Genomic DNA, 22,672 nt, shown 5'->3' on the forward strand with positions numbered 1-22,672 from the left:
AATTTTACCTTTAAAAACAAAGAAATGCAATAGCTTTGGAAAAAATGTTATTAGAAATTATTAATTTTATATATAAATTGTATTGTTTTATATAAAAAATAATTGTAAGTTAAAAATTTTGTTTCAATAAATGTCCCATTTTTTCTTTCTTTACTTTTAAATAACTTTTATCCACATCATTTGCAGTAATTTCAATTTCTGTACGTCCAGTAATTTTAATTCCGTATTTTTCAAGTCCTTCAATTTTCTTTGGATTATTAGTTTTTAAAATAATAGATTTTATTCCTAAATCTTTTATAATTTGTGCTGCCACAGCGTAATCTCTTAAATCATCAGAAAATCCCAATTTATGATTTGCTTCAACAGTATCATAGCCTTCATCTTGAAGCTTATATGCCTTTAATTTGTTCAAAATACCAATTCCACGTCCTTCTTGACGTAGATAGATTAAAAGACCTTCTCCACTTTCTTCCAGTTCATATAAGGCTCTATGAAGTTGTTCTTGACAATCGCACCGTCTTGAACCAAAAACATCACCTGTTAGGCACTCAGAGTGAAGTCTGACAGTAACATTCTCTTTATTTCTTATTTCACCTTTCATAATTGCAATATATTCTTTATGTTCGATTTCATCGCTATAACCTGCAAAAGTAAAATTTCCAAATTGTGTTGGAATATCAACAATTGCTTCATTTTTAACTAATTTTTCGTTTTTTTTTATGTAAACAATCAAATCATCAATTGTAATTAATTTTAAATTATGTTTTTGGCAAAATTCAAATAAATCATTTCGACGAGCCATTTCCCCGTCTTCCTTTAAAATTTCCATAATTACGCCTATATCAGAAAATCCAGCAAGCCTAGATAATTCAACAGCAGCCTCAGTATGTCCTTTTCTTTCAAGAACGCCACCTTCACGTGCGATTAGCGGGAATATATGCCCTGGTTTTCTAAAGTTTTTTGCAGTTTTTAGAGGATTTGCCAAGTCTTTTATCGTTTTTAATCTATCGCCTGCAGAAATCCCAGTAGTTGTACCTTCCAGCGAGTCAACTGACACTGTAAAAGCAGTTCCGTAATAATCAGTATTGTGCTGAACCATTGGGTTTAGTTCAAGCTCTTCTGCACGTTTTTTGGACATTGGGACACACATAAGACCACGTGCTTCCTTAATTATAAAATTTAAAGTTTCATAAGTTACTGCATCAGCCGGAATTACAAAATCCCCTTCATTTTCCCTGTCCTCATCGTCAACAACCACTACTGGAATACCATTTTTTAAATCTTCAATGGCAGCTTCAATGCTGTCAAAATTCATCTTTTTTTCTGACATTTAAAATCACTTCTTTCTTCTTATTTTATATTTTTAATTAAAATCCATGTTTTTGTAAAAATTCCATTGTTAAATTGGATTTTTTACCTTTATTTTCTGTATTTTCAAAATTGTCAAACTTTAATATTTTTTCAACATATTTTCCAAACAAATCTGTTTCAATATTTACAAAATCCCCAGTTTTTTTCATTCCAACGGTAATATTTTCAATCGTATGTGGAATAAGTGAAACCGAGAAAATTCCAGCGTTATCGTCTACATCAATTACTGTAAGGCTCGCTCCGTCAATCGTTACACGTCCTTTTTCAACAATGTATTTCATATTGTTTTTATAATTTTTATCCAGTTGGAATTCATATACTTTTGCAATCCCTTTATCTGTGATTGATACAATTTTAGCCTCACAGTCAACATCTCCCATTACAAGATGTCCGCCTAAAAAAGTCGTAAGTGTAAGTGACTTTTCAAGATTGACAATGTCTCCATCCTTAGCACGTTTTAAGCCGCTTCTTTCAATAGTTTCAAACATCACATCGGCAGTAAAGTCGTTTCCATTTAGTTTTGTAACAGTCAGGCACACACCATTTACAGCGATACTATCTCCAATCTCTGCTTTTTCAGCAACTTTTTTTCCCCTTATTGTAATTTCGATACTTGCAGCTTTTTTTGCAATATCAATAATTTTTCCAGTTTCTTCAACTAAACCAGTAAACATAATTTTCTCCTGATTTTTAATTTTTTATTCTAAATTATAGTACTTTTAATTTAAAATGATAGTGTAAAGTTAGATTATATCTATAACAAATCTACTAGCTATAACTTTTTTGTAAAAATTCCATTCCAACATTTTCACCATAAACATTATATTTTACGTTTTTCAAAACGATAGATTCATTCATATTTTTTTTATCAAATCCAGCAATAAAAGATTTTCCTTCAGTATCGCCTAAAATTTTATTAGCAATAAAAATCTCCCCAGCATCAATAACATCTTCTTCAAATGCCTGTGAAATAAGAGATTGACCACCTTCCAGCAAAATTGAGTCAATTCCTAATGTTCCGATTTTTTCAAGAATTTCTTTAAAGCTGAATTTTGTACCATTTAAAAATACAAATTTAACCTTGCTATTTTCAGAAAAATCGAACTGCTTTTCAGAATTTTTATTTTTTTCTGATGTAATAATTATTGTTTTTTCATCAATATTTTCCTTAATAACAGTATAATCTTTTTCAGTTTTTAAATGTGGATCAATAATTATTCTGTATGGATTTACACCGTTTTCAATTCTCGCAGTAAGACTTGGATTGTCGACTAAGACGGTATTTATCCCAACCATTATTCCCATAAATTTATTTCGGTAAAATTGCACTTTTTCACGTGCAGCTTCGTTTGTAATCCATTTGGAATTTCCTGTTTTTGTAGCAATTTTTCCATCTAGAGTAATCGCACATTTTAAGAATAAATATGGTAATTTTGTCATAATATATTTGAAAAACACTTGGTTTATTTTGTCGCATTCTTCTTTCAAAATATTTTCAGTAACTTCAATTCCAGCATTTTTCAATATTTGTATACCTTTTCCAGCTACTTTTGGATTTGGATCAGATGAGCCGATAACGCATCTTTTTAGTCCCAAATTTACAATTTTTTCTGCACAAGGCGGCGTTTTTCCATAATGCGAGCAAGGTTCCAATGTAACGTAAATCGTAGCATTTGATAAATCTTTAGAATTTTTTGAAGCTTCATCCAAAGCGTAAACTTCGGCGTGAGGTCCTCCAAAATACTTGTGATAGCCAGTTCCAATGATTTTTTCATCTTGAACGACAACAGCTCCAACCATTGGATTGGGATTTACCGATCCAGCACCTTTTTTTGCCAATTCAATTGCCATTCGCATATATTTTTCATCAATATTTTCATTCATTTTATTTTCCTTTTATTAATTCATAACTTCTGTCAATTAATTTTATAGTTTCATCTTTATCAATATTTTCTGAAAGTTCTATAGAAATCCAATTTTTCTTATTCCTAAATACAAAATAACTTGGAAATTGCGAAAATAAATATTCTGGATTTATATCATATTTTTCTTTTATATAATCTAAGACATCTTCTTTTATCATAAAATTCATCTCCATCTATGAATTAGGCATCTAAAATTATTATCCGATCTCTTTTATTAAATTAATCATTTCGATTGCAGAAAATGCAGCATCTGCACCTTTATTTCCAGCCTTTGTTCCAGCTCTTTCAATAGCTTCTTCAATATTGTTTGTAGTTAAAACTCCAAAAATTACAGGTAATTCACTTTGTAATGAAATTTGGGCAACTCCTTTTGAAACTTCTGAACAAACATAGTCAAAGTGTGGTGTAGAACCTTTTATAACAGCTCCAAGAGTAATTATAGCATCATATTTTTGTGTATTTGCTAATTTTTTTGCAATTAGTGGTATTTCAAAAGCTCCTGGAACCCAGGCAATATCAATATTTTCTTCAGAAACATCATTTCTCTTCAATACATCCAAAGCTCCGCCAACTAATTTGGAAGTAATAAACTCGTTAAATCTTCCAGCCACAATCGCTATTCTTACATCTCTTCCATCAAATTTTCCTTCAAAAGTTCTCATTTTCAAATCATCCTCTCGTTATCTATATTTTAATTCTCTTTAAAAACAAAAATCATAACTTATGAGTCTGGTTTCAAAGAGGTTTGACATACTAAATAAAAAAATAAAATTTAAAAACATTATTTGCTAATAAAACAAAAAAGCCAAGAACGTTATGATTCAAGGCTTTTTTTGATATTTAAAAGGTAGATGATATATAATATAATTTAATTAATGCTGAATGTATCAAAATTATTTTAAAATATTGCATATAAAACACAATTAAATCAAAAACTAATTTTAAACAGCCAACAATTTCACTTCTACCATCTAGACTATAACTATCGGTACTGGAATTACACCAGTTCATGTCGTTTTCATTTTATTTAAAATAAAAACAACTCGTGGACTTTACCACCGGTCGGGAATTTCGCCCTGCCCTGAAGCTTTAAATTTATTTCTAAATTAATAATATCACTTTTTTACTATAATTACAAGCATTTTTTTAAAAGAATGTAAAATTTTTTTTAAAAAATTATTTTTTTTATTGACAAAAGTAAAAACATAAGTTATTATTATATAAATTAAAATAAAATGAATAAATATAAAAAAATTAAAAAAGATAAATTTTTTGTTAATCAAAAAACAATAATATACTTAGGAGGTAAAATGAAAAAAACAATTGGAATGCTAATCTTCATAGTATTTATGGCGTGTAGTAACAGTAATAGTGAAGAATTGAAAGAAAGTAAGAACATAAAGGAAGAAATGTCACAAATTCAGACAGGGTTTAAAAGTGAAAAAAGCTGTACAGAACTAGGGAAGTATAATATTAATGTTGAAAAAATAGAATTGAGAAATAGAGGATTGGAAGAGATAATCTGCATTACAAATTACAAAAATTTAAAAATTCTTGATTTACGTTGGAATAAAATAAAAGATGTAAAATTACTGGAAAATCTAAAGAAGCTAGAAGTATTGAAAATAAATTTTAATCAGATAGAAGATATAAAACCGTTATTAAATTTACCAAATTTAAAGGAACTATGGATACATAACAATAAAATAAGCGATATTCGGGGAATTGGAAAATTAACAAAGCTGGAACATCTGGATGTAAGTTTTAATCCGTTAAAAAATGGAGTTGAGGAAATTTCTCGATTAAAAAACTTAAAAAGGTTGGAATTACGTGAAGTTCCAAAAGAAATAGTGGATTATGTATATGAAAATTATCGTAATTTTATGATTCCTGAAAAAATATTTATTGAGCAAAGGCACCCAGAACTTACTGCAAAGAGAGAAAATGTAGCAAAATATCCTAATTTTTCAGAATTTGAAAGTAAAATAAATAGTTTTGAAACTGTTAAAATTGTAAATAGTCTTTCTGTAAAAGAAATTTCAATAGATAAAGTTCCAAAACAAATTCAAGAAACAATAAAAGATTACAATAAGATGATTGACGAAGAAGAGCATAAAATAAAAACGGTGGAAGGTTTTAAAAATAAACAATATGAAATATATGTTATTTCATTGCCGTATGCTTATGCTGGAAAGTCAAATAGTAAAATAGTTTTTATGAAAAATGGAAAAGAAATTGCAGGTGATACGGCATATCTAAGTTCACAATTAGAAAGTATTGACGGAGATAATCTATTTTTATCAATAGTTGCAGCAAGTGGTGCGGTAAATTATGCAATAACAGATATGAAAAGTGAGCAGATGTGGAGGGAAGAATTTAGGGATTTTGGAGTAATATCATCTAAGAGAACAGGTAAAACTTTTATTACGGCTTCAAAGGAAAATGTTGTTAATGTAAGGGAAAGTTATGGTACAGACAGTTCAATAATTCATAAATTAGCAAATAATGTAGCAGTTGAGGAAATTTCAAATGAAGAAGGATGGAAATATGTTTATTTTTATAATAAAGATGGAGGATATTATATGAAGGGGTATATACATAAGAGCCAGTTAAAATAGTTTATAAAAATTAATTATAAATAAGAAGTTTTAAGATAAAAGAGAGGATGTGATAGTTTCATTTGAATTGATAAAGTTAATTTTAGGAAAATTATAGAATTAAAAGGGGGAAATTAATTGTGATAAACAGGAAATTTAATGGGGTAGATATTGGGGATAGTGCGGTTGAATTTTTTGAAAAATTAGCTAAGCTGGAAAGTGGAGGAAAATATGATTTAGCAGACCAAAAATACTATATTGGAAAATATCAAATAGGAACAGATGTTTTGATGGATATGGGATGGCTTCCAAAAGGATCAACTTGGGCAAATGCCAGATTTATTGGTGAAGGTGCCACAAAATGGAAGTTAACAGGAAAACAAAGTTTTTTGAATACTCCAGCAGCACAAGATGAAGTAATTATGCGTTCTGTAAAAATGAGATGGGCAACTTTGAAAAAACATAAGGATAAAATTTGTAAAAATATAGCAGTTCCTAAAAATGCAGTTTACAAAGCACCAGGAAAAGTAACTGCTTCTGAAACAAAAGTAAAAACAATAATAATGAAAAAAAGAAATCAGGGATATAAAGCAGAAGACTTAAGAGGGAAAAGTTTTTTGCTTACATCATCTGGAATGCTTGCTGCCTCACATTTATGTGGACAAGGTGCAATGTCTAATGCTTTAGAAAATAACTTTAAAGGAGTATGGGGAATACCAGTAGATGGAAATTCTATGCCTTCTCTGCTTTATGCTGAAAATTTAACAGGACATGATTTATCAGTGATTATTGGATTCAAGGATAATTGCGAAGTTGGGCATAAAGTTGTGGAGAAAAATCATACTCAGACTGATAATAAAAATATAAATAAACAGGCTGCAGTTCAGCAGAAACCTAAAAATAATGTTTCAAATAATTCTCAATCAAAATCAGTACAAATGCAAAAACCTGTTTCAACCTCAAATAATACAAAAATAGAAAATGTTGAAAATACCAGCAAAGTGGGAGTATTCACATTTAATGGACAAAAATTTGAGGAAGTTTGGGATAGCGAAGAGTATAAAAGAGACAGATCTGAAAATGGAAAAGCTCCTGAATTAGCCTTTGTAAATCCTGAAGAGTCTATTCTAAAGAGACTGCAGGCTAAATTTCAAGATGAAAATCTTTATAATCAGGATTATGTAAAATATTTGGAAACTAAGACTGGAAAAAAGGTACTGGAAGAAAATAAGGAAGATATAAATATTATTTTGAAAATGTATGATGAGGCAACAAAAGACAACGAAAACATTGGGAATGTAATAAGACAGCATGGGTTTGATGTTTTGAGGGGAAGAGAGGAGAATAATGAAGTTTTACGGATACAGGATATAGTTTATTATATTTATTCGTACCCTATTCCAAATAAAACTAGCATAGAGTCGCTGGAATACGTGCTTAGTCAATATTCAGCAAAATATGTTAAGTTTCCTGATAAAAAGCCTGTAAATAAATTTAAGAAGCAAAATGATTATGTGGATAAAATACAGGGTGTGATTCAGATACATGTGAAAGATGAGGAAGTTAAGATTGAAAAAAATCAATTACCTGAAAAATATGATAAATACATGCAAGGAACAAAGGATATTGATGAAATTGTTATAAAAGTTAATAAAAAACAACCATCAGAATTGCAAAAGACAAGGTGTGAAAATTTGATACGAGAACTTGGAGAAAATGAGTTGGAATACGAAAAAAGTTATTTGATGGATGAAAACGGAGTTAGGCAATTTCCTTTGTCAAGAAGGCTGATTGATAATATAATAATTGAATTTTTGAAGGTTCAGACTGGATTTAAGGAAGAAAATGAAATTAAGTATTTTGATAACCACAAATACAGAGATAGTAACATAGTTAGAAATTACTTGTTATGGTATATAAAAAAACAGAAGGGAATAGATTTGCCTTCAAAAAGCGAAATGGGTCTATTTGACAGACTTGAAAAAATTGGAAAAGATATAAGAGTGACAACTGTTCTTAATGACTGGATAACTTCAAAATCAGCAATAAAAGTACCGAATATTAGGCAAATAAGTAATTTGATAGATGAAGTTTACGAAAATTATAGGGATAATTTGGACTTTGAAAAGGATAAAGGCATTGTTTTGGGATTATTTAAAGATAGCAAAGAATTGCGAGATTATGCATCAAATATTGATTCAATGGACTTGTATTCGTTTTATAAATCATTTTATGATTTGCAGAATATTATAAATCCTACTGGAGAATTGTTTGTAAATACTAACTGCATGTTAAAGTGTACGCTTGGAAAGGATATAAGCAGGTTAATAATAAATGAAGATAGAGTTATGCTTAGAGGAGCAAAACAGGCAAATATAAATGACACAAATATTCAGCCTTTTAAATCGTGTAGTGCTATTGGAACTTGCCAGCCTGCATTAATAGGGACATGGGAGAAAAATACAGATGTGAAAGTAAGAGATAGGCCTGCATTACTGGATATTTCTACTATACAATGCATGCACGGTGGAATCATAAGTATTGATGATGCTGGACAAAAAGAAGTCGGAACAGCAGTTACCAAAACTAAAGAAGTTAAAGAAGCAGTAAGAGATGCAGATTGTCAATACGGATTGCTGATAAATATTTGCAGTGATATAAATAATAATTTTATGCAGACGCAACTAAAAAAAGAGGCACAGAAATATGCTAAATGGAAAAAATATAAAGCTGGAGCAACGAATGATATGCGTTCTTACTTTACAAAAGATGTAAAAAATATGCTTGGAATGAGAAAATTAACTGATTCCGAAAAGAAAGATAAAGAAAATTTCATAATGAAAAATAAGGCAAAAATGCAAATTGCAAATCAGGAAATTACTTCAGAAAAGGAAAAATATTTAAGGCAAAGGATATTTTCTGCTTTTAAAGAAGCATATAAAAGAACAAAACAAAAATCAGCACCTAAATTTGATACAAAAGGAGTAGTAAAAAATCACGGATTAAGCCTATGTGATTATGAAAGAAAAAATTTTTATTCTGCAAAAATGCTTCCAGTAATAACTTATGGTTATTTAATGCGGGCTGGAAATCTGACTATAACAGAAAATTCCAAAAGATTAATCGAATCAGAATTAAATAACGATATAAATACCACAAATACGGGACAGATAAAATTGCAGAACTATAAAATACAAAGCAATGTAAGACAGACAAAAACAATTCCAAAACAAAGAATAAAATCATCAGATGTAGCAAATTGGATTGGAATTGGGAAAATGCTTTATACATCTATAAAACACGCTCCAACTGCAAATGATATTTTAAATGGAATAAGAAAAAATGGGAGAAGTGTGGCAGTATGTCCATTCAGTCAAGGGGTGTGGGATGAGACTCATAGTTCATCAAAATCTAATAATACTGCACAGAAAAAAACTGATAATACTTCTAAAATGGAAATAAAAGAGGATACAGCTAAATATCGGTCAAATATTTTGAATTCAAAATCTAGTACTGCAAAATCTGTTACTAAGAATACAAAAGTCGAAAGCAATGCTAAGAGTCAAAATAATACTAAAAGTTTCCAAACAGTTACAAGTTGTAAAACATGTCCGCATACTGGAGTACAAGGATATTATACAATAAGTGTCAGACGAATAGAAGAAACAAAATTATCAACTTTATCTGAATTTAGTATATTAGATCCAAGTGGTAAAAAAGTAGAAGGATATAATGGCTATATTATCGAAAGAGAAGGGCCTGATACAGTTGAAATGTTAAGAAAAAAAAGAATAATTGCAGGGACACATGAATTAAGGTGGCATTATAGAGAAGATCCTCGAAATTACTGGGCAATAGGAGTATATAATCATCAACAGGATAATAGGGGTATGTTTCATAAAATATTGAATAAAAAAGTGTTAATTCATGAGGAAAGGTGGATTTTAATTCATCCTGGCACAAGCAGGGGAAGTTCAGTTGGCTGTTTAATAATCGCTAAAAGCTATTATAAAGATGGATTATTGCATAGATGTGGCAAGTCAGAATCTTTTAAGTTTATGGAAAAAATTATAAAATATACTAGTCAAATAGAAGGGAAAAAACTTAAAAATCACGAAGTATTAAGAAAATTTAAGCTGAAAGTGTCAAATGAATTTAAAAAATAAATAAAGTGATTTTATGGGAGACGAAATGAAGAATAAAATATGGATTTTATTGTTTTTATTAGTTGCTTGTCAAGCTAAAAACAAAGAAGATATACAAAAATATGATGGAAAAGCAAACTTTGTAAAAGAGGAGAAACAAAAAGTGGAAAATAAAAGTTATAGTGAAAAAAAATACATTAATCTTGAAAAATTTAATAGTGAGTATTCTTATTGGGATATGATTAATGAATATTTGAAAATATCTTCAATAAATACTAAAAATAGAGAACTGGATAAGTATATTCATTTGAAAGAAAAAAATTTTCAAAATTATAAAATTGATTTTGAATTACAAGAATTTAAAAATTTAACTCAAGAAGAAAAAGTTGTTCAAATGATGAAATTATTAATTGAAATGAGAAAAAAAGAAATTCCATTATTATTGGCAGATAATGGATATACAAATAATATGTTATTATCAATATTTGGGAATTATATTGAAAGATATAAAGAAAAAATACATCCTAAAGAAAAACAGCTTTATCAAATATTAGAAAAAAATTTTAATATTGAAGATATTGAAATTGTATTAAGATATTTAACATATAATTTAGAATTCGGAAATTATGAAATTGATAAAAAATACAATTTAATAAGTGTTGATAATGTTTTGGATAAATTGTCAAAGATGGAAGGGATTTCAGAAGAAGAATGGCTAGCTAGAGAAGGAAATCGAAATAATAAAGTTTTTGAAAATGAAGCGGATAGTATTTTTGGATTTATTTATTTGTTGAAAAATAACAAAATAGTGATAATAGACAAAAATAAAAAAATATTAAAGGAGATAAAAATTAAAGATTATAAAAATACAGATATAGCAATTTATAAAGGAACATTTTATATTTATGATGATGGTAAAATATACGAATATTCGCTTGAAAATTTGAACGAAGTTAAAATATATGATGTAAATTGAAAATAATGATATTGACAAAAATTTAATTATAGTGTATTATTATAATAATTAAAAATAAATTAAAAATAAAAGAAGGGGGAAAATAAAGTTATTTGGAATATTGTATAAAAGTAGTTTAAATGAATTGCAAAAAGTTGATAGCCAGTAATTAATTTTATATAATTCTAAGAATAACTTTAAAGGAAAAATGGGGAATAAGAATGTTATAAATCAGACTAATCGAACGATTTTATTTGAGGAAATTAATCCAGAGAAAATGGATATATTGACCATTATTAATGATGCGAGGGATATGGATTCGTTGGATGATGAGAATGTTATTGAGATTAACAGGCATCTTTTGGTTGGAAGCTTTGAGGAGTTTCTGGAAAAATTTGATCCAAAGGTGTACAGTTATTTTGATGCAGAGAGTCAGAGCATTAAGTATATTTTGAAAAAGCCGGAAGGAGTGCCTGAGGATCTTGTGACAGAAATTAAGATTAATAATGGGAATACGTTTTTTAAGATGCTTAGTACTTTGATTGAGGCTAGAAAGTCGCAAGGAAACAGGAATGTGGATTTTAAGTTTGAAAATATTTTGGAGTTAATTTCACCGAAAAAGGTTATCGAGGATATTAAGCAGACGAGAAAAGAGATTGCGTATATTTATCAGAAATACGAAGAACTGGATGATGAGAATCCTAAAAAACTGGAATTAGGGGATAAACTTAACTCAAAATTTGAGGAGGCTTCAGAAAATTACAGTAATGTGCTTGGAATGTTGCCACTTGCGATTGAAGACATAAAAACGCGGCTTTTAATCGGAAGTGATACGAATAATTTTAAGTCAGAGAAAATAAAGCTTGGAATGCTTCAAGTGGGAGAAAAAGGGGAGCTTGAAGTAATTGAGTATAAGCAGGAAAATCAGACGGCTCTTGCAATGATTGAAGAGAAAAATACGACGGCTCTAGTTGAGGCTTTTAGGGATGACTATGAAAATGTGACAGATGAGCCGAATAAATATATTAGCGATTTAGTTGTCAGAACATTTGTGCCGCTTGCAAAGACATTTGTGGATGTTAATCCTGAGCAGGAAGTTGAAAATTATAACAATTATTTGGCGTTTTATAAATCGGCACAGGAGGATTTTATAAAAATTGCGAAACCTCTGATAGAAAAAATATTGGGTGTGAAAATGTTTTTTGAGCAGTATGATGTGAGAATGGGGCTTATGAAACCAATGCTTTTGATTACAAATGTAAAGCCTGAAATGATTGTAAAGGCTGGAAATAAAGAGAAATTGAGAGCATTTTTGAACACAACTAATGAAAAGAATGATTTTGACAATACAGTATGGTTTGGTATTTATCCGAATGTTGATTTGGAGATGAAAAAATCTGAGAAAAAAGTTCGTGAAAGATTTATGGGGAGTAAAAAAGATGAGAAAACTGAGAAAAATACAGTTGAAGTTTTGACAAATTTAATGACTGTGCTGGCAGAATATAGAGTTCAAGTATTTTTTAATTTTGAAGGGAAGCCTGAAACTTCGTTTGACAATCTTGCTACAATGGGTGTGGATAAATATATTGAAAAGACTCAAATGTTGGAAAATCAAAAATATTCTGAATATTTAATACCAGTAATTCCTAATTTTACTATAATTCCAAAGGATAAATCAGGTGTTATGCTGGATTATAAAATGAAATTTGAAGAAGAAACAGGGGTATCACTTTCAAAAGAACAGGAAGATTTGTTAAAATTCTGGATAGAAGGTGTGTATGTTGATGCGGCTTATGTGGCGGCTGGGATAATTGGTGCCACACAATGTCCAAATTACCTAAAGGAAAGGTTTGCAAACGTATCTCCGCAATATCCGGGAGTACGTTTTGATATTGAGGAAAAAGACAATTCTTATCATACAAAAACAACAATGTCTAAGGAAATATCAGGATTTACAAATACAATAAAGGATAGAATAAATCAATTTAACTATGGATTTGTATTTTCATCAGATAATGCAAATGTAGCACGTGAAAAAATACGGAATATAGTTGTGTATAAAGCAAGAACTTTGTTAAAAAATCTGGATGGAGGCTATGAACCGCTTTATAAGACGCTTACAACGACGTATATTGAAAGAACGTTAAGATTTACAACGACAGACTTTAAGGAAGATAAGTTAAATATGTTTTTCAGCACAAATCCTGAAAGTCAAAAATCAGTCTGGTTAAAAGATACAAAATTTGTAAATGGAATTATGCAAAAAGGGGATGACTTATCCCATATAATTGATGTGGATAATGGTATTTGCCAGTTAAATATAACTTTTGCAGGAAATTTGAAAAATTTACAAGTTGAAATTAATAAAAATTAGTAAGATAAAAAAATGGGGGAAAGATGATTGAGAATAAGTATCCAATATTTGGGCATGGGCAGGTGATAAGTAAGCAGGCACTTGATTTATTGAGGGATAATCCCGTAGAATTGACAGAACTATTATATCTGGATAGAAAAGACGGGATAATTTCGGGATTTAATCTTTTTACAGATGCAGAAAGCAAACAAGTGACAGTAACAAAAGGAATTGTGAAATATGGCGGTAAAATTTTTTGGATGAATGAAGATTATAAATTTGATATGCCTGAGATTGAGAATAGATATATTTTGAAATTAAATCTATTTTCAGATTTTCAGAAAAGAAAATTTTATGTTAGAAGTGCAGATTTTTCATTAGAAATTTTAAATAATGGAGAAAATGTTGAAATAAAAAATGAAGATGATGTTGAAACGGGATTTGATTTATACAATCAATTAGAAATAAATTATGAAAATGTTGAAAATACTGGGAGAAAAAAAATCGGAGAAATTGAAATAACGAGATTTATTACAAGAGTTGGAGCAGAACTTAGAAATGATTACAATAGCTTTAAAGATTTAAGGCGTGATTTTAACTTGCTGGAACTGATAAATACAAAATATTCTTCAAAACATGAATTAGGGACACTTCATCCTAAAATTTTGGAATTATTTGGTAAAGAGGCTTCCAAAAAAACAAATTTAGATATTTATGATGTAAATTTTTATGTAAATTGTTTAAATGAAAGTGTGGAAAGAGATATTATAATTGCCTATATTAATTTAAAATTGGAGATGGAACAGAAAAATTATAGTAATGAAGAGCTTTACCAATATCTAGTTAAAATTTTGGATAATTTGGGAAAAGATAGGGAAATTATTCAGAAAAAGAGAGTTGTTCCAAGGAAAATTACCATTGAATAAAAAGTTAAATTTTACAAGTGTAACTTTAATTTCAAAAGATGTAGTTAGATAACTAAATGAAACACTAAAGCTTATAAAAAAGTTTACAATACTTTTCTATAGTAAAACTGTTTTAAAACTTAACTTAGAAGTTATGATTATTTTACTAAAACCCTAAATTTATATAATTTTTATAGTTTAATTTTAAATAGGTTTGAGTATAATTTTAAAAAATGAATATAAAAAACACTCAGACAGTTAAATATATAATTTACCTGCTCGAGTGTATTTCTAAAAATTAATTTTAATGGAATTAATCGACTGTGAATATAAATTGATTTCCAGAATATAAACCTAATTTATTCTTGTTTAGCTTAAATGTATATGTTCCATCTGTTAAACTGTCGTTCTTTTCATTAAAAGTCAGATTTTTGGTATCTACTTGCATTCCATTTTCAGATTCACCTTTGTAAGTTATTTTATATTGGTTATTTTCTTTAGAAAAGACTAGAATTCTATCTTCCATTGGGATTTCCTTACCAATAAGTTTGTCTACATGCTGTAAAGTATGGCTAGTTTTTACTTCTTCAGGTTTTACTTGAGAAGGAGGCTGATTATTAGCGTTTTCGTCAATAGCTTCAGAAGATTCTACAACTGGCTGTGCTTCCTTTGGGTTAGACTGAGTATTATTAGTTGTAGCATCAGCACTTTGCTGTTCAATTTGAATTTCATCCTGATCTTCATTTTGAACCGCTTCTTTTTTTCCACAGCTCATTATTGTCAATATTGCAAATGAACTGATTAATATTTGTTTTTTTAAATTCATAAATTACCACGTCCTTTTCAGTTAATTCTTAATATATATTTTATATTGTTTTTGGATAAATTACAAGGGTTGTAATGATAAATATTTGTTAAAAATTATACTTAAGAAATATTTTATAATATTTGCTTAAAACAAATTAAAATTTTGAAAAAAAGGGCTATGATTTTTTGAAAAAGTGTGGTATAATAATTGCAGATAACCAAAAGCAAGTAAGTGTAACAAAAAATATATATTTGTAACAGTAACAGTTGTTTGAGGTATAAAATTTTAGGAGGTAATACTTTGTTAGGTAAAGTAAAATGGTTTAACGACAAAAAAGGATTCGGATTTATTTCAGGAGAAGATGGAAATGATTATTTCTTGCATTTCTCAAAAATCAATAAAGAAGGATTCAAAACAGTTAACGAAGGTGAAGAAGTAAGCTTTGATGTAGAAGAAGGACCAAAAGGACCTCAAGCAACAAATGTAATTTCTCAATAATCGATTAATTAATTTTTTGTTTAAAGAAAGGCTGTTTCAAAATAATAAATTTTGGAATGGCTTTTTTCTTTATATGTGATTTTATTTTAAAATATAATAAAACTCTTTAAATATGGACTTAAAATTTATAATTAGTTAATTAAACTTAACTGTATAAGTTCAAAATTAAAGAAATTAATTGTATAGAAAGAGAGGGAATATTATGTTAGTGGATTATCACATGCATTTTGAATATGGGAGTTATGATGAGGATTATGTAAATCCGTTTTTTGAAAAGGCAAAGGAAATGGGGCTTTTTGAAATAGGAATAACGGAACACACTCATGGATTTAAGGAATTTAAGGATTTGTATTATAATGAGCTGATTTTGGATGAGAGTGAAACTGGGAAGTTTCAGAAAAAATGGCTTGAGCAGAAAACAAAATTTGTCCATACATTGGATGAATACAGAGATTTTATAGATAAATTGAAATCAAAGGGATATCCAGTAAAGTTTGGGATTGAAGTGTGTAATTTTAAAAATCAGGAGAAAGTTAAGGAAATATTGTCTAAATATGATTTTGACTATCTGATTGTTTCAATACATTTTATTAAGGGCTGGGGATTTGATTTTAGTGCTTTGAGGCATAAATTTACAGATGAGAATTTGGTGCAGATTTGGAAAGATTATGCAAAAGAGATTGAGGATGTGGCAAATACAGGAATGTATGATATTTTAGGGCATCCGTTTAACTTGAGATTATTTAAAAATATTCCAGAAAAAAAAGATGTTGATAATTTACTTGAACGTACGGCTAAATGCTTGAAAAAAAATGATATGGTTGTGGATATAAATACGGGAACGTTTTATCGGTATCCGATTAAGGAAATCACACCGTATAGAGATTTTATGGAGTATGTGAAAAAATATAATATTCCTGTGATTTTGTCAAGTGATTCGCATTATTCTGAACATGTTGGAATGAAAATAAAAGAAGCTGGTGAATATGCAAAGAAATTTGGAATTACTGAAATGGTAACTTTTGATAAAAGAAAGAGAAAGATGGTTGAAATAGGTTAACAATTTTAGTAATTGAAATTAGTAAAAAATAAAAATAGGGATTGCCTCAAAGTATGAGATAATCCCTTTAGTTTTGTTAATTTCGTCTTTTTTTAATATCTTCCCAATCTAATGTAGTAGAAAATTCTTTTATAAAGGCAATCAAAATTCCTAAAAATAATCCTAAGAATAATGAACCAGCTATAACTAACTTTTTATTCAATGCAGGTTTTGTTGTTGAATTTACATATTTAACAACTGGGTTTGAATCATTTTTTAATAAACGATAATATGCAAGTCTTGATATTAATGTGTCTGTTAACGAATCTTTTGTAGTTCGCACATCAATGTTTTGTGTTAAAAAGTTATATTGTTGTTCTAATAATTTTATTTGTGTATTAAGAAAGTTATTTTTTCTTTCAAGCAAATAGCCTTGAGCAAGTGATGGATATTCTTTTGCGAAATTTTCACCTTCTGCTTTGTTATTTGTAGTAAATTTTACCTTTACTGTGGGATCGTTATTTTCAGACTGTGCTGTTAATCTTGTTGACATTTCTTTAAAAAACTTATCCTCTGGCAAATTTATATTTCTCAAAGTTTTTGAATTTTTTTTCAAGTAAGAGTAGAAATCAAAAGAGTTTAGTGAAAATTGTGAATTTTCTCCAATTTCAGTAAGAACTTTATCATTACCATAAAGGGTAATATCTGATTTAAAAGATTTATTTACAAAGACAAAAGCTGTAGAAAGTATTACGACTATTATTGCAGTTAAAGCAATTAAAGTTTTATTTTTATAAATAATCTTGATTATCATATTAGCATCAATTATTTGCTGATTTTTATTATCCATTTTATTTCCTTTCAAATTAAATTTACATCTTAATTTTATCAAAAAAAGTGTAAAATGACAATGGAAAATTTAATAAAAATTATAAAATAAACTGAAAATATGATATAATTGGTTATAAATCTGAAATATAAAGTAAGAAAGAAGGTTTTTAAATGTATATAAATCCAATTATTGAAGGAATTGAAATTTCTGATATTAGAAAAATTCATGAAAGACTGGTAAACTATAAAAATGTGATAAATATGACAATTGGGGAGCCTGATATTGATGTTCCGCAGGAAATTAAAGAGGCTGTGGCGTATCATGCCTTAAATAGTAGAATAAAATATTCTCCTGTAGGAGGGATGCCAGAATTAAGAGAAAAAATTGCCAAATACTACAATGAGCAGTTTTTGGGAAATTATAATGCTCAAAATGTTTTGGTCACAGTTGGTTCTACAGAAGGGCTTGCTTCGGTTTTGAAAACTATTTTAGCAAAAGATGACGAAGTAATTATTCCGACGCCTGCGTATGTGGGATATGAGCCATTAATTACGATTTCTGAGGCTAAAACTAAATTTGTTGATTTGGAAGAAAATAATTTTGTTTTGACAAAAGAAATTTTAGAAAAAAATATTACTGATAAGACTAAATTAATAATTTTGACATATCCAAATAATCCATCTGGAATTACGCTTGCAGAAGAAGAAATGGTTAAAATTGTCAAATTTTTGAAAGATAAAAATATTTATTTGATAAGTGATGAAATTTATGCAGCGATTACTTTTGAGAAATTTACTTCCTTTGCAAAATTTTCTGATGAATTGAAGGAACAGCTCATTATAATTAATGGATTTTCAAAATCACATTCAATGACAGGTTACAGACTAGGCTATATTATTGCCGATGAAAAATTACAGAACCAAGTGAAGAAAGTCAGTCAGTATAACGTGACAAGCGCATCAACATTGTCACAATATGGAGCGATTGCAGCCCTTGATAAATGTTCCGATACAACGAAAATTTCTGAAATTTATAAAAAAAGAGTGGAATATTTTGTAAATGGGATAGAAAAATTAGGTTTTGAATGTTTAAAACCTAAAGGGGCATTTTATGTTTTTGCAACTTATAAGAATATTGAAAAATTTAAAAATATGAAATCATTTGATTTTGTGCTTGATTTACTTGAAAAGACGGAACTTGCGATTGTGCCTGGAATTACATTTCAAGTGGAAGGATATGTAAGATTTTCAATTGTGCATGATATTCCAGTATTGGAAGAGGCTATAAAGAGGTTGGAAAAGTATATAAAAGAGAAGTAAAAATGATAATTTAGAAAATTGGAGAAATTAATGGAAAAAACGGAAAAGAAAAGTTTGAAAAAAGGAGACTTGATACAGTTAAAAATTGTAAATCTCGATACTAAGGGCAGAGCCTATGGCTTTTTTGATGAAAATAAAATTTATGTGAATATTAATGCTGCAGAAAATCAAGTTGTTGAGGGAATTTTTGTAAAAAGACGGAGAAAGTATGAGCTGATACATTGTAAAATTATTGACTTTGCTGGGAGACAAAATGCGATTTATGATGATATTGAAAGGCAAAATGGCGGATGTAACTACCAGTACTACACGTATGATGAACAGCTTGAAATAAAGGCAGGGTATATAAAAAAAGATTTAGACAGGATTATTAAGTATGATTATATTTTTGAAGAGCCTGTTAGAAGTGTAAAGCCTGATAAATATAGAAACAAGATGGAATTTAGCTTTGGAAATGCTGCAAAAGGAGGGCCTATAATTTTAGGGCTTCATAAGCAAAATAGCTTTCACGACATTGTAGAAGTTGATGGGTTAAAATTAATGGATGATAATTTTAATAAAATTTATGTTTTTTGTAATGAATTTTGTAAAAAGACAGGTTTTGATTTTTATCATAGGCTAGATCATATAGGTTTTTTTAGAAATCTTGTAATTAGAAAAGCAGAATTCACAAAACAGATTTTGGTAAATATTGTAACAACGACGCAAATTAGTGAGATAGAAAAGGAAAAATTTCAAAAGGAATTTAAGGGAGGATTGTTAGCTTTAAATTTAGATGATGGTTTTAAAATTACGGGAATTTTACACACATTTAATGATAATTTTTCGGATATGGTTATTTCCGAAAGTGAAACGATTTTGTATGGAGAACGTGATTTGACAGAGGAAATTTTTGGATTAAAATTTAAAATCAGTCCATACAGCTTTTTCCAGACAAATTCCCAGACAGTCGAAAAATTATATGGAAAAGTCTTAACATATCTTGAAGAAATTGAAAATATTAAAATTGATGAAGCAATAGTTTTTGATTTATTTAGTGGTACTGGTACAATTGGGCAAATTGTTTCAAAAAAGGCAAAGCAGGTTTATGGAATCGAATTAGTGCCAGAGGCGGTAGAAAAAGCCAATGAAAATGCAAAATTAAATAATATTCAGAATGCACATTTTATCGCAGGAGATGTTTTTGCAAAATTGGATGAGTTTGATAATGATGGAATCAAGCCAGATATTTTAATTTTGGATCCGCCACGTGCTGGAGTAGGTGAAAAAACTATAACAAAGCTGGTAAAATACAATACCAAAAATATTATTTATGTGTCTTGCAATCCAAAAACTTTGATGACAGATTTGATGAAGTTTGAGGAATTTGGGTACAGGCTGGTTAGGTGTTCGGTGGTGGATATGTTCCCGGTTACTCCTCACATTGAGGTAGTAGGGTTGTTAGAAAAATCCGATATTTAAAGGGTTTATTGGGGCTTTTGAATTGAAATAAATTGAGAAAAATGGAGATAAAATAGGACTACTGGTAACAAATTGGTAACAAATAAATTAGTCACCATAGTCCAGTTTTTTTACTTCAATTAATAAATCTTGAGGACTATAATGAGTGTAAACTCCATCAGTAACGTCTAATGATTTATGTCCTACTATTCGTTTAATTTTACTTTCCGTAACATTTAATTTTTTTAATTCTGTAATAAATGTATGACGACAAGCATGTCTATTATTAGTAAAGTTTAATAAATTTCGAAATTCAATAAAATTATTTACAAAAGTAACTTCTGAAAAGGCTTTTTTAGACTTGGTTTGTGAAAATAAAAAATCCTTATTAGGAAATTCATTATAATAGAAAATAATTAAATCTTTTATTTTAGGATGTATTGGAATAATTCTATCTTTTCCTGCTTCTGTTTTTATCCCTCCAATCATATAATTTTCATTAAAAAAAATATTTTCTTTTTTAATGCTTCTGATTTCTCCAGATCGCATACCAGTATACAACATTATTAAAGTCATATCTGCTATTTTTTTTAACTTATTTGTACAATTATTTTCATTAGAATATTTTCTAATTTTTTTAATGGTTTTAATATCAATAACTTTAACAGGTCTAGTTACAGATTTTTTCTGGCTAATTTCCAATAATTCAGAAATATCTTTATCAACTATATTATTTTTCATAGCCATTTTGTATATTTTGTTCAATAAAGTTTTTAAATATTTTGATGTTCCTTTAACAGGAACTGAGATAGCTTGTTGTAATTCATGATATGTCAACTCTCTTATAGGTTTATTTTTTAAATGTGACAAATATAAGTTATAGGATTTATAGTATCTCTCATGAGATCTTTTTGTAACTTCGGCTTGTTTTTTTTCATACCATATTTTCCATAAATCATTTAATGTAGTATTTTTCTCATCGATATTAAATGGCATTATTTTATACTTGGCAAGAGCAATTTCAGCTTCTTCTGATGTGGTATAATAACCAAGAACTGTTCTTTTTATTGTACCATCAATTTGGATTTCTCCTGGGGTTCTAACCATCCAAGGCTTATTTCTTTTTCCAGATAATTTAGTAATTGAACCTGCACCATTTAATTTTCGAGTTCTTCTTTTTTTTCTACCCATATTAATTCCTCTTAATTATAATTAACCAAAATAAATTTAAATGTTATTTCAGTTTATATTCTTTAAAATATTTTATGAATGACTTGGCTTCTTTTTCCATTAAATCATTGTATTTATCTGCTTCTCCGACTTAATAGATATTGCTTATGTAATATAAAATGTCCAAATTCATGTATTAAAATATCGATTTCTTCTTGAGAAGATAATCCTTTTTTCAAAAAAATAAAGTCTTTATTATTTTTATCAATAAAAAAAGCTCCTTTAAAGAGAAAATTACCGTATAGTATATGAATTTTATAGTGCTTACATAAGAAATGTATATCTTTTGTATTATGAAGAAGCATCAAAATTCTTATTTGTTCTTTTATATAGTTTTTCATAAGTGAATAATATAATAAGATATTTTTATTATATATAGTTTTTACTTATATCGGACATTTTTTTATATATATTTAGACATTGCACTTAATTATACAATACACCTACAAAATTATTTATCTTCATTTTCATATTTTTGCTTATAATAAAATTCTTGCATCAAGTCAATCATTTTCTTTTTATCCTCATCGCTAATATCTTTATCTTTAAAAAATGCTATATTGTGTTTAGTCAAGTTATCTCTTGATATAGAGTTATCCTCATCTTTAAATCCTAATAAATATTCAGGAGTAGTGTTATATATTTTTGATAAGGCAGTAATTCTTTTAATCGGTATTCTTGAAATCTCACCACTTTCATATCTTTGTAGTGTTGCAGCTGATACAGAAGTAGAATACTTTTTTAATTTATCTGAAACCTGTTGTAAACTTAGACCCTGTTTTTCTCGTGCTTCTTTTAACTTTTTTGCTCGTTCGATTTCAATATCTGAAAGTTCAGTATTTTTTTTCATATCACACCTCATAGTATTTATTATTATTATTATTATACTATAATTTTCTTATAATGCAATAAATTTTAACAAAAAAAATCAAAAAATTACGTTTTAAGTATTGACTTATATTTTTAAATATGATATATTTATTACGTAAAAAGTAATAAAATATAAAAAAGGGAGGGAAGAAGTAAAATGATAAATAAAAATCTTTTTAAAGCTGCATATATATCTAAAGGATTAAAACAATCAGATATAGCTAAAAGACTTAAAATAACAGAGAATACACTAAGAAGAAAAATAAAAAATAATGCACTTGAAATAAGAGAAGTGGATGAATTAGTAAAATTTTTAGAGATAAAAAATCCTATTGAAATTTTTTTTACTAATTTTGTTACGCAAAACGTAAAACAAAATTAATTA

The 22,672-nt window shown here is 28.3% G+C and carries 20 protein-coding genes and 1 riboswitch; of the genes, 10 read left to right on the forward strand and 10 right to left on the reverse strand.

From position 1 onward, the window contains the following. Positions 1–109: 109 nt before the first annotated feature. From QU666_RS04985 to ribE, 5 genes are all read right to left on the reverse strand, one after another. Entirely contained in the window at positions 110–1,330 is a 1,221-nt protein-coding gene (locus QU666_RS04985) for a bifunctional 3,4-dihydroxy-2-butanone-4-phosphate synthase/GTP cyclohydrolase II (RefSeq protein WP_021768444.1), read from the reverse strand. Positions 1,331–1,367: 37 nt separating this feature from the next. Then, positions 1,368–2,045, reverse strand: coding sequence for a riboflavin synthase (locus QU666_RS04990; RefSeq protein WP_021768443.1), 678 nt, complete (start codon positions 2,043–2,045; stop codon positions 1,368–1,370). Between the two features lie 94 nt (positions 2,046–2,139). Then, positions 2,140–3,255 carry a bifunctional diaminohydroxyphosphoribosylaminopyrimidine deaminase/5-amino-6-(5-phosphoribosylamino)uracil reductase RibD gene (ribD, locus tag QU666_RS04995; protein ID WP_021768442.1) on the reverse strand — a complete coding sequence of 372 codons (1,116 nt, stop codon included), beginning with the start codon at positions 3,253–3,255 and terminating at the stop codon, positions 2,140–2,142. A gap of 1 nt (position 3,256) precedes the next feature. Next, on the reverse strand, positions 3,257–3,454 hold the full coding sequence (locus tag QU666_RS05000) for a hypothetical protein (protein ID WP_036069987.1): 198 nt from the start codon (positions 3,452–3,454) through the stop codon (positions 3,257–3,259). Between the two features lie 39 nt (positions 3,455–3,493). Continuing rightward, positions 3,494–3,958 carry a 6,7-dimethyl-8-ribityllumazine synthase gene (gene ribE / locus QU666_RS05005; protein ID WP_021768440.1) on the reverse strand — a complete coding sequence of 155 codons (465 nt, stop codon included), beginning with the start codon at positions 3,956–3,958 and terminating at the stop codon, positions 3,494–3,496. A 293-nt stretch (positions 3,959–4,251) separates the two neighbouring features. After that, positions 4,252–4,389: riboswitch (FMN riboswitch) on the reverse strand. Between the two features lie 217 nt (positions 4,390–4,606). Here ribE and QU666_RS05010 point away from each other — a divergent pair. The 5 genes from QU666_RS05010 to QU666_RS05030 all read left to right on the forward strand — a co-directional run bounded on the left by QU666_RS05010 (position 4,607) and on the right by QU666_RS05030 (position 14,272). After that, positions 4,607–5,914 carry a leucine-rich repeat domain-containing protein gene (locus QU666_RS05010; protein WP_036070576.1) on the forward strand — a complete coding sequence of 436 codons (1,308 nt, stop codon included), beginning with the start codon at positions 4,607–4,609 and terminating at the stop codon, positions 5,912–5,914. 119 nt (positions 5,915–6,033) lie between these two features. Continuing rightward, positions 6,034–10,059, forward strand: coding sequence for a PAAR-like protein (locus QU666_RS05015; protein WP_021768980.1), 4,026 nt, complete (start codon positions 6,034–6,036; stop codon positions 10,057–10,059). A gap of 25 nt (positions 10,060–10,084) precedes the next feature. After that, the gene (locus tag QU666_RS05020) at positions 10,085–11,014 is read left to right on the forward strand and encodes a hypothetical protein (protein ID WP_304984874.1); all 930 of its coding nucleotides are present in this window, start codon (positions 10,085–10,087) and stop codon (positions 11,012–11,014) included. A 187-nt stretch (positions 11,015–11,201) separates the two neighbouring features. After that, on the forward strand, positions 11,202–13,367 hold the full coding sequence (locus tag QU666_RS05025) for a hypothetical protein (RefSeq protein ID WP_021768277.1): 2,166 nt from the start codon (positions 11,202–11,204) through the stop codon (positions 13,365–13,367). A gap of 23 nt (positions 13,368–13,390) precedes the next feature. Then, the gene (locus QU666_RS05030) at positions 13,391–14,272 is read left to right on the forward strand and encodes a hypothetical protein (RefSeq protein WP_021768278.1); all 882 of its coding nucleotides are present in this window, start codon (positions 13,391–13,393) and stop codon (positions 14,270–14,272) included. A 292-nt stretch (positions 14,273–14,564) separates the two neighbouring features. On the opposite strand, the gene QU666_RS05035 is transcribed toward QU666_RS05030, so the two are convergent. Beyond that, positions 14,565–15,077 carry a hypothetical protein gene (locus QU666_RS05035; protein ID WP_021768791.1) on the reverse strand — a complete coding sequence of 171 codons (513 nt, stop codon included), beginning with the start codon at positions 15,075–15,077 and terminating at the stop codon, positions 14,565–14,567. Positions 15,078–15,359: 282 nt separating this feature from the next. Between QU666_RS05035 and QU666_RS05040 the strand changes: the two genes are divergently transcribed. Beyond that, positions 15,360–15,557, forward strand: a complete 198-nt coding sequence (locus tag QU666_RS05040; protein ID WP_015769847.1) for a cold-shock protein — start codon at positions 15,360–15,362, stop codon at positions 15,555–15,557. Between the two features lie 202 nt (positions 15,558–15,759). Further along, positions 15,760–16,617 (forward strand): histidinol-phosphatase HisJ family protein, encoded by an 858-nt coding sequence (locus tag QU666_RS05045; RefSeq protein WP_021768792.1) that lies wholly within the window; start codon positions 15,760–15,762, stop codon positions 16,615–16,617. A 76-nt stretch (positions 16,618–16,693) separates the two neighbouring features. On the opposite strand, the gene QU666_RS05050 is transcribed toward QU666_RS05045, so the two are convergent. Then, positions 16,694–17,446 carry a hypothetical protein gene (locus QU666_RS05050; protein ID WP_021768793.1) on the reverse strand — a complete coding sequence of 251 codons (753 nt, stop codon included), beginning with the start codon at positions 17,444–17,446 and terminating at the stop codon, positions 16,694–16,696. 152 nt (positions 17,447–17,598) lie between these two features. On the opposite strand from QU666_RS05050, the gene QU666_RS05055 reads away from it, so the two are divergent. Both QU666_RS05055 and rlmD read left to right on the forward strand, forming a co-directional pair. Continuing rightward, positions 17,599–18,747, forward strand: coding sequence for a pyridoxal phosphate-dependent aminotransferase (locus QU666_RS05055; protein ID WP_021768794.1), 1,149 nt, complete (start codon positions 17,599–17,601; stop codon positions 18,745–18,747). A gap of 30 nt (positions 18,748–18,777) precedes the next feature. After that, a complete protein-coding gene (gene rlmD / locus QU666_RS05060) occupies positions 18,778–20,208 on the forward strand; it encodes a 23S rRNA (uracil(1939)-C(5))-methyltransferase RlmD (RefSeq protein ID WP_021768795.1) in 1,431 nt (476 codons plus the stop codon). Between the two features lie 87 nt (positions 20,209–20,295). Here the strand turns inward: rlmD and QU666_RS05065 are convergent, their stop codons facing one another. The 3 genes from QU666_RS05065 to QU666_RS05070 form a co-directional block, all read right to left on the reverse strand. Next, entirely contained in the window at positions 20,296–21,378 is a 1,083-nt protein-coding gene (locus QU666_RS05065) for a tyrosine-type recombinase/integrase (protein WP_021768796.1), read from the reverse strand. Between the two features lie 113 nt (positions 21,379–21,491). Further along, on the reverse strand, positions 21,492–21,758 hold the full coding sequence (locus QU666_RS11780; protein ID WP_036070348.1) for an ImmA/IrrE family metallo-endopeptidase: 267 nt from the start codon (positions 21,756–21,758) through the stop codon (positions 21,492–21,494). A gap of 110 nt (positions 21,759–21,868) precedes the next feature. Beyond that, positions 21,869–22,267 (reverse strand): helix-turn-helix domain-containing protein, encoded by a 399-nt coding sequence (locus tag QU666_RS05070; RefSeq protein ID WP_051285795.1) that lies wholly within the window; start codon positions 22,265–22,267, stop codon positions 21,869–21,871. A 177-nt stretch (positions 22,268–22,444) separates the two neighbouring features. On the opposite strand from QU666_RS05070, the gene QU666_RS05075 reads away from it, so the two are divergent. Next, a complete protein-coding gene (locus tag QU666_RS05075; RefSeq protein ID WP_021768790.1) occupies positions 22,445–22,669 on the forward strand; it encodes a hypothetical protein in 225 nt (74 codons plus the stop codon). Positions 22,670–22,672: the final 3 nt, after the last annotated feature.

Origin of the sequence: Leptotrichia sp. HMT-225, assembly GCF_030644325.1 — a bacterium.
Classification (GTDB): Bacteria; Fusobacteriota; Fusobacteriia; order Fusobacteriales; family Leptotrichiaceae; genus Leptotrichia; species Leptotrichia massiliensis.